At 72.9% G+C, this 15,382-nt stretch carries 12 protein-coding genes; 5 read left to right on the top strand and 7 right to left on the bottom strand.

The window, feature by feature from the left end; genetic code table 11:
- Position 1: 1 nt before the first annotated feature.
- Complete coding sequence (locus ACIA5A_RS08760; protein ID WP_396758246.1) at positions 2-961, bottom strand: DMT family transporter; 960 nt, start codon at positions 959-961, stop codon at positions 2-4.
- Complete coding sequence (gene glpX, locus ACIA5A_RS08755; RefSeq protein WP_396758243.1) at positions 958-1,989, bottom strand: class II fructose-bisphosphatase; 1,032 nt, start codon at positions 1,987-1,989, stop codon at positions 958-960. Before glpX ends, ACIA5A_RS08760 begins: the two co-directional genes overlap by 4 nt.
- A gap of 160 nt (positions 1,990-2,149) precedes the next feature.
- Between glpX and ACIA5A_RS08750 the strand changes: the two genes are divergently transcribed.
- Positions 2,150-2,830 carry a DUF4245 domain-containing protein gene (locus ACIA5A_RS08750; RefSeq protein ID WP_396758240.1) on the top strand — a complete coding sequence of 227 codons (681 nt, stop codon included), beginning with the start codon at positions 2,150-2,152 and terminating at the stop codon, positions 2,828-2,830.
- 90 nt (positions 2,831-2,920) lie between these two features.
- Positions 2,921-3,757: a hypothetical protein gene (locus ACIA5A_RS08745; RefSeq protein WP_396758237.1), complete on the top strand. Its 837-nt coding sequence runs from the start codon at positions 2,921-2,923 to the stop codon at positions 3,755-3,757.
- A 128-nt stretch (positions 3,758-3,885) separates the two neighbouring features.
- Here the strand turns inward: ACIA5A_RS08745 and ACIA5A_RS08740 are convergent, their stop codons facing one another.
- Complete coding sequence (locus ACIA5A_RS08740; RefSeq protein WP_278107737.1) at positions 3,886-4,098, bottom strand: exodeoxyribonuclease VII small subunit; 213 nt, start codon at positions 4,096-4,098, stop codon at positions 3,886-3,888.
- A 13-nt stretch (positions 4,099-4,111) separates the two neighbouring features.
- A complete protein-coding gene (xseA, locus tag ACIA5A_RS08735) occupies positions 4,112-5,368 on the bottom strand; it encodes an exodeoxyribonuclease VII large subunit (RefSeq protein WP_396758233.1) in 1,257 nt (418 codons plus the stop codon).
- A gap of 69 nt (positions 5,369-5,437) precedes the next feature.
- Between xseA and ACIA5A_RS08730 the strand changes: the two genes are divergently transcribed.
- Together ACIA5A_RS08730 and ACIA5A_RS08725 are read left to right on the top strand one after the other, a co-directional pair.
- Positions 5,438-6,424: a 4-hydroxy-3-methylbut-2-enyl diphosphate reductase gene (locus tag ACIA5A_RS08730; protein WP_396758230.1), complete on the top strand. Its 987-nt coding sequence runs from the start codon at positions 5,438-5,440 to the stop codon at positions 6,422-6,424.
- A 37-nt stretch (positions 6,425-6,461) separates the two neighbouring features.
- Positions 6,462-6,866: a hypothetical protein gene (locus ACIA5A_RS08725; protein ID WP_396758227.1), complete on the top strand. Its 405-nt coding sequence runs from the start codon at positions 6,462-6,464 to the stop codon at positions 6,864-6,866.
- Positions 6,867-6,926: 60 nt separating this feature from the next.
- On the opposite strand, the gene ACIA5A_RS08720 is transcribed toward ACIA5A_RS08725, so the two are convergent.
- Both ACIA5A_RS08720 and ACIA5A_RS08715 read right to left on the bottom strand, forming a co-directional pair.
- Entirely contained in the window at positions 6,927-10,232 is a 3,306-nt protein-coding gene (locus ACIA5A_RS08720; RefSeq protein ID WP_396758224.1) for a S8 family serine peptidase, read from the bottom strand.
- 149 nt (positions 10,233-10,381) lie between these two features.
- Complete coding sequence (locus tag ACIA5A_RS08715) at positions 10,382-11,560, bottom strand: DNA recombination protein RmuC (RefSeq protein ID WP_396758221.1); 1,179 nt, start codon at positions 11,558-11,560, stop codon at positions 10,382-10,384.
- Positions 11,561-11,614: 54 nt separating this feature from the next.
- Here ACIA5A_RS08715 and ACIA5A_RS08710 point away from each other — a divergent pair, with 54 nt between their 5' ends.
- Positions 11,615-12,409, top strand: coding sequence for a hypothetical protein (locus ACIA5A_RS08710; protein ID WP_396758218.1), 795 nt, complete (start codon positions 11,615-11,617; stop codon positions 12,407-12,409).
- Positions 12,410-12,479: 70 nt separating this feature from the next.
- On the opposite strand, the gene ppc is transcribed toward ACIA5A_RS08710, so the two are convergent.
- Positions 12,480-15,266, bottom strand: a complete 2,787-nt coding sequence (gene ppc, locus ACIA5A_RS08705; RefSeq protein WP_396758215.1) for a phosphoenolpyruvate carboxylase — start codon at positions 15,264-15,266, stop codon at positions 12,480-12,482.
- Between the last annotated feature and the right edge of the window lie 116 nt (positions 15,267-15,382).

Raw genomic sequence — 15,382 nt, 5'->3', positions numbered from 1 at the left:
CTCACCTCCGGAGGGCGGCGACGAGGACGGCGACCAGGGTGAGCGCGGCACCGAGCAGCGTGTTCACGCCGGGGTGGCTGGCCTCGGTCGGCAGCACCACGTCCAGCAGCACCGCGCCGACGATCTGCCCGGCGATGGTGGCCAGGCCGAGCAGCAGCACGCCGGTGAACCGGACCAGCGCGGCGGCCAGCGCGATGAACACGATGCCTATCGCACCGCCCAGATAGAGCCACGGCTCGCTCGGCAGGCTGCCGGCGGGCCGGCCCCGCACCGCCACCTCCACCGCGAACGTGGCGAGCAGCGCCACCGTGCCGACGGTGAAGTTGACGAGCGTGGCGGTCATCGCGCTGCCCGACGCGGCCCGGACCTGGCCGTTCACCGCCTGCTGCCAGGCGATGCCCACGCCGGCCGCCAGCGGCAGCAGGGCCAGCGCCAGCGCGCCCGGGTCGCCGAGCCGGTCGCCCACCGCCAGCAGGACGGCCAGCACGGTGAGCACCGCGCCGACGAGCCGGTTCGGGGTGATCGGCTGCCGGCCGGTCGGGCCGATGCCGGCCCGGTCGACGAGCAGGCTGCTGCCGGACTGCCCGGCCACCACCGCGACGGTGAACACGGCCACCCCGAGCGTGCCGATGGTCAGCCCCTGGGTCGCCACCAGGAACGCGCCGCACACCCCGCCCAGGCACTGCCACGGGCGCAACGTGCCGGCACGCAGCGCCCCGCGCAGCGCGGTCAGTCCCCGCCGGCCACCTCGGGTGGCGGGGACCAGCACCACCAGGATGAGCAGGCCCAGGCCGAACGACACCACCGCCGCGGCGATGCCGTCGGCCAGCCGTACGCCCAACTCGCCGTTGATCCGGGACTGGAGGGCCACCAGCACGCCGGAGGCGGTGGCCAGCCCGACGCCGGCGATCCGCCTCCGGGTCGACAGCACTGGCGGCGTCGCCGTCCCGGTCGTCGTCACTCCTGCTCGGCCAGCGGGCGCCCGTCGAAGTCGACGGACGAGTAGAGGGCGAGCTTCTCCAGCCGGTGGTAGGAGTCGATGACCCGGATCGTGCCGCTCTTGGAGCGCATCACGATCGACTGGGTGTACGCCCCGCCCGCCCGGTAACGCACGCCCCGCAGCAGGTCGCCGGAGGTGACGCCGGTGGCGACGAAGAAGCAGTTGTCGCCGGTGACGAGGTCGTCGGTGAACAGCACCCGGTCCAGGTCGTGCCCGGCGGCGAGCGCCTTCTCCCGCTCGGCGGCGTCCTTCGGCCAGAGCTTGGCCTGCATCACGCCGCCCATGCACTTCAGCGCGCAGGCCGCGGTGATGCCCTCGGGGGTGCCGCCGATGCCCATCAGCACGTCGATGTCCGACTCGCCCCGGGCGGCCGCGATGGCGCCGGCGATGTCACCGTCGGAGATCAACCGGATGCCGGCGCCGGTGCGCCGGATCTGCTTGACCAGGTCGTCGTGGCGCGACCGGTCCAGCACGCAGACCGTCACGTCGGCGGTGTCGGTGCCCTTGACCTTGGCGATCCGGCGGATGTTCTCGACCACCCCGGCGTCGATGTCGACCACGTCGGCGTACATCGGGCCGACGGCCAGCTTCTCCATGTAGAAGACCGCGCTCGGGTCGAACATCGCGCCGCGCTCGGCGACCGCGAGCACCGCCAGCGCGTTCGGCATGCCCTTGCTCATCAGCGTGGTGCCGTCGATCGGGTCGACCGCCACGTCCACCTCGGGACCGGTGCCGTCGCCGACCTCCTCACCGTTGAAGAGCATCGGGGCGTTGTCCTTCTCGCCCTCGCCGATCACCACGACCCCGCGCATCGGGATCGAGTTGATCAGCTTGCGCATGGCGTCGACAGCGGCGCCGTCACCGCCCTCCTTGTCGCCCCGGCCGACCCAACGGCCCGCGGCCATGGCCGCGGCCTCGGTGACCCGGACCAGATCGAGGGCGAGATTGCGGTCGAGATCCTGGGGCGTCCGCGTCCTGGTGGTTGTCATGGCGGCCTCCTCCTCGCGACGTTGCGGGGTGGACCGGCGGGAGTGCGGCCGTCGCCGCCGCCGGTTTTGTCGCTGATCCTCACACGATCTCAGGTTCGCCGCCCCGGCGGGGCGGAGGAGGCCAGGATCACCTCACCCGTGCGGCTGCGACAATGGCCGGGTGGAACCCGCACAGCCTGCCGACCGCGTACCGTCCGACGCCACCCCGCCCGACGGTCAGCCGCCGGTGCGCCCCGGCGCCGACCCGACGCCGCCCGACGCGCCGCCCGCGCTCGTCGAGCCGGCCCCGGACGCGGGTGACCACCCGGCCCCGCCGGCCCGCAAGGAGAAGGCCCGCTCCGAGCGGTCACCCAAGGACATGGTGCTGTCGCTGCTGATCCTGCTGGTGCCGATCGCGCTGCTGATCGCCTTCTACCGGGGCTTCCTGGGCGGCGACTCGCCGGTCACCGTCGACCCGGCGCCCGCGCTGGACCAGGCCCGGTCGGCAAACGCCTTCCCGGTCGCCGCGCCGACCGGGCTGGGCGACGACTGGCGTACGGTCAACGCCCGCTTCCAGACCGCGGCGGACGGCGCGACGCTGCGGATCGGGTACGTGACGCCGGAGGGACGCGGCGCGCAACTGCTGGAGAGCAACATCCCGGCGGAGAAGCTGTTGCCGGCCGAGCTGAGCGACGGGCAGCCGCAGGGCCCGGCCGACCTGCCCGACGGGTTGAGCTGGCAGCGGTACACCGCCCGCGGCAACGAGCAGGCGCTGGTCCTGCTGGAGCCGAACCGGACGGTGATCGTGGTCGGCGACGCGCGGGAGAGCGAGCTGCGCAAGCTCGCCACGTCGCTGCGCTGACGTCCCGCCGTCGGGTGACCGGGATTGCGGAACGCCGCTTCAGGGAACAGAAGGGACACGAGCCCGGACGATTCACCTGGAGAGGTTGACGTGAAGATACGACGCTTCAGCGCCACCGCGTTCGCCGCGGCGCTGCTCATTCCCGGCCTGGCCGCCTGCAACGGCAACGGGACCTCCGACGCCTCGGCGACGCCCAGCGCCTCCGGCAGCGTCGCCCCCAGCGCGTCGGCGTCCAACAGCGCGGCCAAGCAGGCGCTGCTCGACTCCACAAACGCGATCCGGGACGGCAACTTCCGGTTCGCCATGACGGGCGCCGGTTCGACCGCCGAGGGGCAGGTGCACGAGCCCAGCCAGAGCGCCGAGATGAAGATGACCATCGGCGACCCGTCGTCGGACCTGATGATGAAGCTGGACCTCATCCACGCCAAGCCGGACAGCTGGGTCAAGCTGGAGCTGGGCGGCACCGCCGCGGCGCAGATCCCCGGCGTGAAGAACATCAACACCGGCAAGTACCAGCACCTCGACCAGAACCGGATCAAGGGCAACCGGTCGCTGGGCTTCGACTTCTCGAAGGTCGACCCGGCCGGCAGCGCCATCCTCACCCAGGGTGTCACCGAGGTGCGGCAGACCGGCGAGGGCGCGTACGAGGGCACCGTCGACGTGTCGAAGGCCGCCGAGGCCGGTTCGCTCGACCCGGCCGTGATCACCGCGCTCGGGGCGCAGGCCCAGTCGGTGCCGTTCACCGCCAAGGTCGACCCACAGGGCCGGCTCAGCGAGCTGGTGCTCAAGATCCCGGCCGCCGGTCAGAGCGCCGCCCAGGACGTGAAGATCACCTACTCCGACTACGGGAGCGCCGCCGCGGCGACGAAGCCCCCGGCCGACCAGGTCGTCGAGGCGCCGCCGGAGCTGTACAACCTGTTCAACTGACCCCGCGTCCGTCCGGAGCGCCCCGCACTTCTCGGCGGTATACCTCAGAGGCAGCTCTACGCCTCTGAGGTATACCGCTTATCGGGGACCTGCGTCACACGGGCCTGGGGCGGCGGACCCCTGGCGGATCAGTCCTCGGCGCGCTGCCGGGCCGCGTCGATGCGGGCCCGGGCGCCGTCCAGCCACCGCTGGCACACCCCGGCCAACTGCTCGCCCCGCTCCCACAGCGCCAGCGACTCCTCCAGCGAGGTGCCGCCCGCCTCCAGGCGCTCCACCACCGACGCCAGCTCGGCGCGCGCCTGCTCGTAGCTGAGCTGCTCGTTCTTCGTCGCTTCAGTCATCGGTCCCATTTCCTCAGCCGTCGACGGTGGCGGTCAGCTCGCCCTCGGCGAGGCGCACCCGCAGTGGATCGCCCTTGGTCACCTCGGACGCCGCGCGGACCACGTGGCCGTCGCCGCGCTGCACGATGGCGTAGCCGCGGTCGAGCGTGGCCGCGGGGGAGAGGGCGCGCAGCCGGGCCAGGGTGTGGCGCAGGTCGTCGGTGGCGGCGGTCAGCCGGTGCTCCAGGCAGCGGCCGGCGCGGTCGTGCAGCGCGACGATCTCGACGGCCCGCTGGTCGACCATCACCTGCGGGCGCGCCAGCACCGGGCGGGACCGGAGCAGGTCGATCCGGTGCTGCTCCCGGTCGACGAGGTGGCGTACGGCCCGCTCCAGCCGGGACCGGGCCTGGCCGATGAGGCGCACCTCGTCGGCCAGGTCGGGCACGATCCGCTTGGCGGCGTCGGTGGGGGTGGAGGCGCGCAGGTCGGCCACGTAGTCGAGCAGCGGGGCGTCGGTCTCGTGGCCGATCGCGCTCACCACCGGCGTGCGGCAGGCGAAGACCGCCCGGCACAGCGCCTCGTCGGAGAAGGGCAGCAGGTCCTCGATGCCACCACCGCCCCGGGCGATGACGATCACCTCGACCGCCGGGTCGGTGTCGAGCACCTTCAGCGCGGCCACGATGTCGGGCACCGCGGCCGACCCCTGCACCGCCACTTTGATGGTGCGGAAGTCGACAGCCGGCCAGCGGCGCCGGGCGTTGGTCAGCACGTCGCGCTCGGCCGCCGAGGCGCGCCCGGTGATCAGGCCCACCCGGCCGGGCAGGAACGGGAGCCGCCGCTTGCGGGACCTGTCGAACAGGCCCTCGGCGGCGAGCAGCTTCTTCAGCTTCTCCAGCCGGGCCAGCAGCTCGCCGAGGCCGACCTGGCGGATCTCGTCGGCGCGCAGGCTGAGCGAGCCCCGCGCGGCGTAGAACTCGGGCTTGGCGTGCAGCACCACCCGGGCGCCCTCGCGCAGCTCCGGCGCGCCCGAGTCGAGCACGTCGCGGTTGGTGGTGACGGTCAGGCTGAGATCGGCCGACGGGTCGCGCAGCGTGAGGAAGACGGTGGAGGCGCCGGGGCGGCGGCTGATCTGCGCGACCTGACCGTCGACCCAGACCCAGCCGAGCCGGGCGATCCACGCCCCGACCTTCTGGCTGACCACCCGGACCGGCCACGGCTCCTCGGCGGTGCTCCGCTCCTGGGGACTGCCCCGCTCCTGGGGATTGCTCCGCCCCACCTCACCCGCGCTCACCCCGCCCACCCTACGGCCCGCCGCCGACAGCCCGGGGCAGGGCGCTGCCGGCGCACGTACCATGGTCGGGTGACTGACGCTGAGACCACTCCCCGGACCGGCAAGCGCGTGCTCCTGGCCAAGCCCCGCGGCTACTGCGCGGGGGTGGACCGGGCGGTGCAGACCGTCGAGGAGGCGTTGAAGCTCTACGGCGCGCCGATCTACGTCCGCAAGCAGATCGTGCACAACAAGCACGTGGTGCGGACGCTGGAGGCCAAGGGCGCGATCTTCGTGGAGGAGAACGAGGAGGTGCCGGAGGGCGCCACCGTGATCTTCTCCGCCCACGGCGTCGCCCCGGAGGTCTACGAGCAGGCGAAGGAGCGGTCGCTCAAGGCGATCGACGCCACCTGCCCGCTGGTCACCAAGGTGCACCACGAGGCCCGGCGGTTCGCCCAGCAGGACTACGACATCCTGCTCATCGGCCACGAGGGGCACGAGGAGGTCATCGGCACCGCCGGCGAGGCCCCCGCGCACATCCAGCTCGTCGACGGCCCGGACAGCGTCGACCAGGTCACCGTGCGTGACCCGGAGAAGGTGGTCTGGCTCTCCCAGACCACGCTCTCGGTCGACGAGACGCTGGAGACGGTGGCCCGGCTCAAGCAGCGGCTGCCGCTGCTCCAGTCGCCGCCCAGCGACGACATCTGCTACGCCACCTCCAACCGCCAGCACGTGGTCAAGGAGATCGCCCCGGAGTGCGACGTGGTGATCGTCGTCGGCTCGCGCAACTCCTCCAACTCGGTCCGGCTGGTCGAGGTGGCGCTGGACGCCGGCGCCCGCGCCGGCCACCTGGTCGACTTCGCGCACGAGATCGACGACGCCTGGCTCACCGGTGCCCGCACCGTGGGCCTGACCTCCGGCGCGAGCGTGCCGGACGACCTGGTCCAGGACGTGCTCGCGTACCTGGCCGAGCGGGGCTTCGCCGACGTGGAGGAGATCACCACCGCGGACGAGAGGTTGACCTTCTCGCTGCCGCAGGAACTCAAGCGCGACATGAAGGCCGCCGCGGCCCGCGGCTGACCGGGAACGGATCAGCCGCCCCGCGCGTCCAACCGGCATGAAGACTCCTCGGACGGTGCTCGTCGCCCTGCTCGCCGTCGCCGCGCTGACCGCCTGTGCCGGCCCGGACGACGAGCCCGCCGGCCCCGGCCCGACCGGAGCCGTCCCGACGACCGGCCAGCCCGACCCGGTGCCCAGCGCGAGCCCCAGCCGGCCGAACCCGACGTGGAAGGGCGGCGCCTCGACGCCACCCGGGGTGGGCGCCACCACGATCAGCGGCACCATCCGGGCCGGGGTCGAGCCGAACTGCCTCCTGCTCGACGACCACCTGCTCGTCGGCGGCCCGCGCGACCTGCTCAAGGCCGGCGCCAAGGTGGAGGTCACCGGCCGGCCCGAGCCGGGCCTGATGACCACCTGCCAGCAGGGCACCCCGTTCGTGGTGGAGTCCGCCCGCCGCGCCTGACCACAGGCGGAAGCCCGCCTCCCCGAGGGGAGACGGGCTTCCGTCGTGACGCCGGGCGGTTCAGTTCACCGCGTTGATCTCCACCGAGCCGCGGCCGACGACCGCGCCCTCGACGGTGGTGACGGCCATGTCACCGAAGAGCTCCCGGCCGGCAGCCGGGGTGCTCAGGGCGGTCACCGAACCGGTCAGGGTCGCGGTGGCGCCGTTCGCCAGGAACAGCGGCGTGGCCGGCGCGGAGAGCGAGCCCAGCGCCGGGGACGCGAACGAGTCCCGGTAGTCGTACGCCGTGCCGCCCGCGGCGACCGCGTAGCCCTCGATGACCACCCGGTACGTGGCGGCGACCGGGTTGGTCAGCGTCACGGCCTCCTCGGAGTCACCGTCGGCCGAGCGGCCGACCTCGGTGGTGCCGCGGAAGATGTACAGGTCCAGGTCGGCACCCAGGTCGGAGGTGTTGCCGATCCGGGCCGAGAACGAGGTCGTCCCGGCCGGGATGTCCACCGTGTACTCCTGGGTGGCGCCCTCGGTGATGGTCGGCCGCTCGGCGCGGACGCTGGACAGCGGCCCGCCGACGCCGGTCACCCGGACCGGGCCGAACGTGTTGGTCAGGCTCCAGCTCACCGGGGCCGGCGTGCCGGCGGTCACCGACGGCAACTGGACCACGGCCGGCTCGACCTTCACGCCCTGCACCCGCGCCTGGATCTGGAACGGGTTGTCCAGCCCCGGCGACGTGCGACGCGCCTCCACCTCGATCTCCCAGACGCCCGGGATCGGGTTCTGGTAGTCCCGCTCCTGCGGCTTGCAGGCGGCGACGTCGGAGAAGTTGGTGTAGCAGGCGGTGCTCGCGGTGCTCTCGACCGGGACGCCGTACGGGTTGATGGCGATGAACCGGGTCTGCGAGCCGGTGGCGATGCCGGACAGGTTCACCTGGAGCGCGCCCGCGCCCTGCGGCACGGTCACGAAGTACGAGGTGGAGCTGTTCCGGTCGACCGAGCCCTCGGCCGAGTAGGAGTACGCCGGAGCGGTCACCACGTTGGACGCCACCACCACGGCGGAGACCTCGAAGTCGACCACCGAGGTGGCCGGGTCGTCGACGGTGATGATCGCGCCGTGCGCGCCGACGGTCATCGGCTTGGCCTTCACGTTGACCGTGACGGTCTTGTTCAGCGGCAGCCACACCTCGCCGGGGGCGCTGTAGGTGCCGTCGTTGCCACGGAGGCCGACCAGGTGCTTGACGCCCTTGTTCGGGCCGCTGGTCCGGGTCAGCTTGACCTGGTAGGTGCGGCTCTCCTTGACCTTCTGCCCGCCCCGGTCGGCGGCGCAGCGGTTGTAGATGCCGGTGCCCACGTTCGGGTTCGACACGAAGGTGCCGGAGTCCCGGTCGTAGCGGGTCAGGTTCGGCGACAGCTCCGTGCAGACCGCGGCCTCGGAGGTGTACGTGCGGGTCTGCACGCCGCCGGCCAGCAGCGTCCACGCGCCGGGCACGTTGAACATGCCGTAGCCCTGCGCGTACGTCGGGACGTCCGCGATCGGCTTGGCCGAGGTGTAGACGGCCCGACGCAGCGCGGCCGGGGTGACGCCGGTGCTGGTCGCCTTCGCGGCCGACAGCAGCAGCGCCGCGGCGCCGGTGGCCTGCGGCGAGGCCATCGAGGTGCCGTTGAGCATCTGGTAGCCCGGGGGCAGCGGGTAGCCCGCCTCGGGCACCGGGTTGCCCGGCTGCCAGGTCGGCGCGGTGGAGATGGCCGAGCCGGGGGCGGAGATGTTCGGCTTGAAGCCGCCGTCCTCACGCGGGCCGCGGGAGGAGAAGTTGAACAGCGCGTTGTCCTTGCGGACCACCGAGCCGTAGTTGGCCAGCCAGGTGTCCTTGCTGATGTTGGCGGCGACGCTCACCACGTCGGTGGCGACCGACGGGTCGCCGACCGTGTTCAGCCCCGGGCCGGAGTTGCCGGCCGAGATGAAGAGCTGCACACCGTACGTGTTGATCAGGTCGTTGTAGAGGACGGCCCGCGCGTTCGAGCCGTCGTTCAGCGCCGGCAGGCCGCCGATCGACATGTTCACCACGTCGACCCGACGGTTGACCACCAGGTCGACCATGCCGGTGGTGAGCGCCGCGGCGGTGCAGCCGCCGCCCCAGGAGCAGGCCCGGGCGGAGACCAGCTTGGCGCCGGGCGCGGCGCCGTCGAAGGCGCTGTTGCCCAGCATGTCGTTGGCGGCGGTGATGCCGGCGACGTGGGTGCCGTGGGTGCTCTCGATGATGCCGATGTTGACGTAGTCGACCAGGCCGGGGCCGCCGACCGGAGTGGTGTCGACGTTGCGCCGGAACTCGACCACGAACGGGATCTGCTCGCGTACGGCGGTGGCCGGGTTGTCCGTGCCGAAGTGGCCGACCTGGAACTTCTCCTTGTAGGGCCGCATCACCTCGTCGTCGGTGAAGTCGCGGTTCTGGTTGACGTCCACCCGGATGTCGCCGGTGGCCGGGTTGTAGAGGATGCCCCAGGAGTCGGTGGTGTCGCCGTCGCGGTTGACGTCACCGGCCGGGTCGCTGCCCGCGGTGATGGACTCGCGGAAGGTGTTGAACCGGTAGGTGCCGGCCGGCGCGGTCCAGGTGAGGGCCGAGGCGCCGGTGCCGGTGGTGAACGTGGGCCCGCTCACCTCGGTGATCATCGCGCGCCAGGTGGCGTCCTCGAGCGGGTCGGTCGCGGTGACCCAGTCGACGATCTTGCGCTCGCCGGTGGTGGTCTTCTGCAGCGCCGGCTGGTCGAGGTCCACGCCGGAGTCCATGATGCCGATGGTGACGCCGCGGCCGTCCCACGTCGGGTGCGCGGCCTTGAACGCCTCCGCACCTGTCTCGTTGGTCGGCATGTACGGGTTGACCGCACCGGTGTCCCCGCCGGGGCCGGCCAGCGTCTCGCCCTGCTCGGCGGCCTTGGCGCCGTTCGGGGCGGCCTCCTGGGCCGGGTCGGGGAGCTTGATGGTCTCGTCGAGGTCGACGGCGGCGACGCCGGGCAGCGTGGCGGCCTTGAGCGCCTTCGACGTCGGCACCTTGGCCAGCACGTAGCCGACCTGGTAGTACCGCTGGCTCACGGTGGCGCCGAGGCTCGCCAGCCCGTCGGCGACCTTCTTGGCCGAGCCCTTCTTCGCCGCGATGATCATCGTGACGGTGGGCGCGTGCTTCGCCTCCGCGGCGTCGAGCAGCTTGGCGTCGTGGGCGCCGAGGGCCTTCGCCGCGGTCGGCAGCGAGGGCTGGGGGGTGGCGGGGGCCGCGCTCGCGGTAGCGGCGCCACCCCCGACGGTCATGGCGCCGGCCGCGAGGGCCGAGGCGAAGAGCACGGCGGAGGGGCGCCGGCTCCGACTGCGGGGTTGACTCACGTTCTCTTCCTCCAGAGAACAGGGCCCTTGCTGGGGCAGGGGCGGGTGTGACGCAGATCCTTCGGGTTCGGACGGCATGTGTCACTAACGAAGCAGGCTTTGTGACCGCTCCGTGACACAGATCGGCCGGTGTCGACGTGTCGGCCGTGTTAGGCGTCGAGACCCGGTGACCGTTCGGCCGATGTGGACGGCGAGCCGAGCAGTTCCGGCGCCTGCGGCTGACGGGGCGCCAGCTCCACCTGCGCCGGGGCGGCCAGCTCGTCGCCGGAGACGCCCAGCTCGGCCAGCTTGCGGGCGCTGACCAGCACCCGCGACTCCAGCGAGCCGACCGCCCGGTTGTAGGCCGTCACCGCCCCGCCCAACGAGTTGCCCAGCTTGCCCACGTGGTCGCCCAGGGTGGAGAGTCGCGCGTACAACTCGCGGGCCAGCGAGTGCACGGTGGCGGCGTTGCGCGCCAGCGCCTCCTGCCGCCACGAGTAGGCGACCGTGCGCAGCAGCGCCACCAGGGTGGCCGGCGTGGCCAGCACCACGTTGCGGGAGAACGCGTGCTCCAGCAGCGACGGGTCGCGCTGCAACGCCACGTCGAGGAACGGGTCGGCCGGCACGAACAGCACCACGAAGTCGGGCGTCTGGTCGAACGCGGCCCAGTACGACTTGGCCGCCAGACTGTCCACGTGCGCCCGCAGGTGCCGGGCGTGCGCGTCGAGCTGGGTGTCCCGCCCGCGCTCGTCGCGCGCCTCCATCGCGGTCAGGTAGGCGTCGAACGGCGCCTTCGCGTCGACCACCACCGAACGCCCGCCGTGCAGCCGCACCACCAGGTCGGGTCGGACCCCCTGGTGGTCGGTGGCGGCGGTGACCTGCTCGTCGAAGTCGCAGTGCTCCAGCATGCCGGCCGCCTCGACGATCCGCCGGAGCTGGTGCTCGCCCCACCGGCCGCGCACCTGCGGCGCCCGCAGCGCGGCCACCAACTGCTTGGTCTCGGTGCGCAGCTCACCGGAGACCGTGCTCATCGAGCGGACCTGCTCGCGCAGCTCGGCGTAGGCGTCGACCCGGTCGTGCTCCAGCTCGGCGACGCGCTGCTCGTAGCGGCGGAGCGTGTCGTGCAGCGGCGCCACCGCGCGCGCCACGGCCTCCTGCGACTGCGCGGTCGCCTCGTAGCTGAGCGCCCGCATGGACTGCTCCAGCCGCCCCTCGCCCGCGCGGGTGGCGGCCAGCGTCGCCTCCAGCCGGGCCACGTCGGCCGCCGCGCGGGCGCGGGCCGCCAGCCAGCCGACCGCGCCGCCCGCGGCCAGGCAGAGCACCACCACGGCCAGCGTCGACAAGCTCATGCCAGAGAGCTTGCCAAACGGGTACGACGTGCGCTCGCTGGGTACGTTCGAGTCATGGAAGTCGCCCTGTGGCTGTTCCTGGTGCTGATGCTCGGAGGTGCGCTGGTGTTCTGGCGGTGGGGAAGCAGGTCCCGGCGGGCCGACGAGTTGGCGGACGCGCGCGCCGAGGCGCAGCGCTGGTACGAGCGGCTCGGCGGCCAGTTGATGAACCTGCACGGCGACCAGCCTGCGGTCCGGCAGGCGCTGGCCGACGCCGGTGAGCGCTACAACGCGGCCGGCTCACAACTGGAGCAGGCCCGCACCACGCACCAGTTCGCGCTGGCGCGGGAGACCGCGCTGGAGGGGCTGGCGTACATCCGGGCGGCGCGTACGGCGATGGGCATCGACCCGGGCCCGGAGCTGCCGCCGCTGGCCGCCGCCCGCGGCGCCGGCATGCTGACCAAGGAGCGTGAGGTCGCCGTGCAGGGCCAGACGTTCCGGGCCGGGCCGCAGCCGGGGAGCCAGACGCCCTACTACTACCCCGGTGGGCACATGCAGGGCCGACCGGTGCCGGCCGGCTGGTACTCCACGCCGTGGTGGAAGACCGCGCTGGGCGCGGGCGCCGGGGTGCTCGGCGGCATGCTGATCGCGGACGCGCTCTTCTCGCCCGCGTTCGCCGACCCGGGCTACGGCTACGAGTCCGGCTACCAGGAGGGCTTCCAGGACGGGTTCGGTGACGGCCAGGACTACGGCGACCAGGGCGGCAACGACTTCGGCGGCCAGGGCGACTACACCGGCGGCGACTTCGGCGGCGGGGGAGATTTCGGCGGCGACTTCGGTGGTGGCGACTTCGGCGGCGGCGACTGGTAACCCCCGCGCAGGTGTTAAAAGGGGCCCCCGCCTATGCAGAATGCGTTAAGCGGGGGCCCCTCCTTACCCCTCAGCCGGTGTTGCGCATGCCGGCGGCGATGCCGTTGACAGTGGTCAGCAGCGCCCGCTCCAGCGCGGTGCCGTCGTTCGGGGCGCGTCGGCCGCCCGGCGCGGTCGCCACCGCCCGCCCGGCCGCCCCGGACTCGCGGTACTGCCGCAGCAACGCCACCTGGAGGTGGTGCAGCGGCTCCAGGTAGGTGTCCCGCACGGCCAGGGTGCGTTGCAGCACGGGGGAGTTCTCCAGCAGCGCCGGCGAGGCGGAGATCGCCAGCACCTCGCGCTTGGTCAGCTCGTACTCCTCCTCGATCTTCGCGAAGATCGGGTGCAGCTTCTTCGGGACCAGCGTCTCCACGTAGCGGCGGGCGATGCTCAGGTCGGTCTTGGTCAGCATCATCTCGACGTTCGACAGGAACGTGCGGAAGAAGTGCCAGTTGCGGTTCATCTCGGCGAGCACGTCGGCGAGGCCCGCCTCCCGCGCGGCGGCGAGCCCGGAGCCCACGCCGAACCAGCCGGGCACGATCTGCCGGGTCTGCGTCCAGCCGAACACCCACGGGATGGCCCGCAGGCCGGACAGGCCGGCGCCGGTGTTCGGCCGCTTCGCCGGACGGGAGCCGATGTTGAGCGCGCCGAGCAGCTCGGTAGGGGTGGACGCCCAGAAGTAGGCCGGCAGGTCCGGGTCCTCGACCAGGGACCGGTAGGAGCGGAACGCCGACTCCGACACCACGTCCATCGCCGCGTCCCAGCGCTCCAGCATCTCGGCCGGCTGCCGGGGCGCGGTGTGCAGCAGCGTGGCCTGGAGCACGGCGGCCACGGTCAGCTCCAGGTTCTCCCGGGCCAGCGCCGGCAGCGTGTACTTGTCGGAGATGACCTCGCCCTGCTCGGTCACCTTGATCGCGCCGTCGAGCGTGCCGTAGGGCTGGGCCAGGATCGCCTCGTGGGTGGGGCCGCCACCCCGGCCGACCGTGCCACCCCGACCGTGGAACAACCGCAGGTGTACGCCGTGCCGGGCGGCCACGTCGCGCAGCGCGCGCTGCGCCCGGTGGATGGACCACTGGCTGGTGGTGATGCCCGCCTCCTTGTTGGAGTCGGAGTAGCCGAGCATCACCTCCTGCACGTCGCCCCGGGCGGCGACAAGCGCCCGGTAGGCCGGCAGCGACAGCAGCTCGTCGAGCAGCTCACCGCCGGCGTTCAGCTCGGCCGGCGTCTCCAGCAGCGGCACGATGCCGACCCGGGCCCGCCCGCTCTGCACGTCGACCAGGCCGGCCTCGCGGGCCAGCACCACCGCGGCGAGCACGTCGTCCACGCCCAGCGTCATGGAGATGATGTAGGACTCGATGACCTCGGGGCCGAACCGGTCCTGCGCCTCGCGGATCGCGCCGAACACGTCGAACGTCTTGCGGGCCGACTCGGTGAGCGGGCTGTCCTGGGTGGAGAGCGGCCGGCGGCCGGCCAGCTCGTCGGCGAGCAGCTTGGTGCGCTCCAGCCGGCTCAGCGACGGGTAGTCGGCGACCTCGCCGACCGCCTCGTAGAGCTGTGCCAGCACCTCGTGGTGCTTCTCGGCGTGCTCCCGGATGTCCATGGTGGCCAGGTGCAGCCCGAACGCGGAGAGCGTACGGATGGTGGAGGCCAGCCGCCCGACGGCGGTGAGCTGCCCGGAGTTGCGGGCCAGCGAGGCCCGCAGCAGTTCCAGGTCGGCGATCAGCTCGGTCGCGCCCTGGTAGTCGCGGCCCGGCACGTGGCCGGTGCCGGCGCGCAGCCGCTCCCGGGTGTTGGCCAGCTTCGCCTTCACGCAGCGGGCCTTGAGCCGGTAGGGCTCCTCGGCGTTGACCCGGCGGAACCGGGGCGCCACCTCGGGCAGCGCGTCCAGGTCCTTGGCCAGGCTGGCGGAGAGGTCGAGCGAGACGGCGCGCAGCCGACGGGAGACGCTCACCTCGCTGATCAGCTCGTCCATCGCCCGCTCGGTGGCCTCGATGCCGTGCTCGTGCTGGATCCGCAGCACCTCGCGGGTGACCGTCGGGGTGACGAACGGGTTGCCGTCGCGGTCGCCGCCGATCCAGGTGCCGAACGTCAGCGGGCGGGCCGTCGGCGACGTCTCCACGCCGAGCGTGCGCAGCGTGTCGGCGAGGTCGTCGAGGACCTGCGGGGCGGCCTCGGCGTGCAGGTCGCGCAGGTAGTAGATGGCGTTGCGGGCCTCGTCCGTCGGGTCCGGCCGGTCGAGCCGCAGCTCGTCGGTCTGCCACATCAGGTCGAGCAGTTCGGCGAGGCGGCGGTTGGCCGGGCCCTCGTCGCTGGCCCCGTAGAGGATCGCGTTGGCGGTCTCGGCGTCCAGCTCGTCGGCGACCGCGCGCAGCTTGGACAGGATGGACCGGCGGGCCGCCTCGGTGGGGTGGGCGGTGAACACCGGGCGGACGGCGAGCCGCCGGGCCGCGGCGGCGATCTCCTCGGCCGGCACGCCGCGCTCGGCGATCATCTTGGCCGCCTGGTCCAGCCAGCCGCCGTGGGTGGCGCGGCGGCGGCGCAGGTCGCGGGCGCGGTGCACCTGCTCGGTGATGTTGGCCAGGTGGAAGTAGGTGGAGAAGGCGCGGGCCAGCTTCGTGCCGGTGGTGACGTCGAGCCCGGCGAGGCGCTGGGCGGCGGCCGGCGCGTCGGAGCGGACCTGGGCGCGGATCTCCTCGACCAGGTCGAGCAGCGGGCGCCCTTCCTGCCGGGCCAGGGTCTGCCCGAGCAGCGTGCCGAGGCGGCGGATGTCGGCCCGCAGAGCGGCGTCGGGGCCGTCGTGGTCGTGCTGGTCGGTCACGGGTGCGCTCCTTACGCGAGGACGAAGGACAGCGCTGTCCGACTCCCCTGGATGGTATCCGCGTGCGCCCCGACGGCAGCAGGGGTACGGCGTGATGATCTGCACTCTGGGACGCG

This window comes from Micromonospora sp. NPDC051300 (assembly GCF_044455315.1).
Taxonomy (GTDB): Bacteria; Actinomycetota; Actinomycetes; order Mycobacteriales; family Micromonosporaceae; genus Micromonospora; species Micromonospora robiginosa.
Note: the sequence above shows the minus strand (reverse complement) of the source record. Positions and strands in the feature narration are given on the sequence as shown.